Source organism: Corynebacterium sp. HMSC056F09 (assembly GCF_001815785.1).
GTDB classification, from domain to species: domain Bacteria; phylum Actinomycetota; class Actinomycetes; order Mycobacteriales; family Mycobacteriaceae; genus Corynebacterium; species Corynebacterium hiratae.
This window is the reverse complement of sequence record NZ_KV821906.1, coordinates 1-720: the sequence shown is the minus strand read 5'-3', so window position 1 is coordinate 720 and position 720 is coordinate 1. Positions and strand designations below refer to the sequence as shown.

The window sequence follows — 720 nt, the reverse complement described above, 5'->3', positions numbered from 1 at the left end:
TGGCTTAAGGGACATTTCGTGTGGATTTGCGGCGTGTCGCACTAAGGGACATTTCGTGTGGATTTAGGCGCGTCCGGCCCAGCCTTTTCTTACGCCTAAGCTGGGGTTCCATTCGTTGTCGATGCCGGTGTCGAATGCGGCAGGTCGCCCGTCTGGGTGGCCGCGCCGTTTAAGTTCTTCTTTCGCCCATGCCTTGCGTGCGGCTTTTTCTCCTTGGCGTCCGAAGTCTTGTTGCTTGGCTAACTCCAGCGGCGCTACCGAGTCTTCGGTGTGGGTGTAGAGCCACCAGTCCATGGTGATGCGCTGATGCTCATCGAACATGCCACGATGATTGCCGGCTAAGTCTTTGAGCTGTTTGTTGATGCCGCCTTCTAGCAGGTTTGTGGTGGCTTTTAAGTCCTGTGTGACACCTTCAGGCGGGTCAAGGAAGGTAAATAATTGTCCGGCGTGGATGAGTTTTTCCAAACGTTTTAGAGCCCTGCGGGCGTTGCGGTGGGTGTACCACCATTTCTGGTTAGCGCTGACCCATTTCGGTACTTGGCCTGCCGGTATAGCACTGCGGTAGGTGCGCTGTTTAAGCCAATCAGCAAAGGTGATGCGGGTGTGGTGGACTGCAGCAGTAAACCGCGCAGCATCTTCACGGTTGTGTACCTGAACAAGCATGTAGCCCAGTTTCCGGATTGCTTTATGCGCTGGGTGAATCGGGTTGCGGCTGATATC

1 pseudogene is annotated in these 720 nt (G+C 55.0%); it reads right to left on the bottom strand.

Going from position 1 to position 720, the window contains the following annotated elements:
* Nucleotides 1-63 precede the first annotated feature (63 nt).
* A pseudogene (locus HMPREF3056_RS03565) lies at nucleotides 64-720 on the bottom strand (IS256 family transposase); the annotation flags it as partial.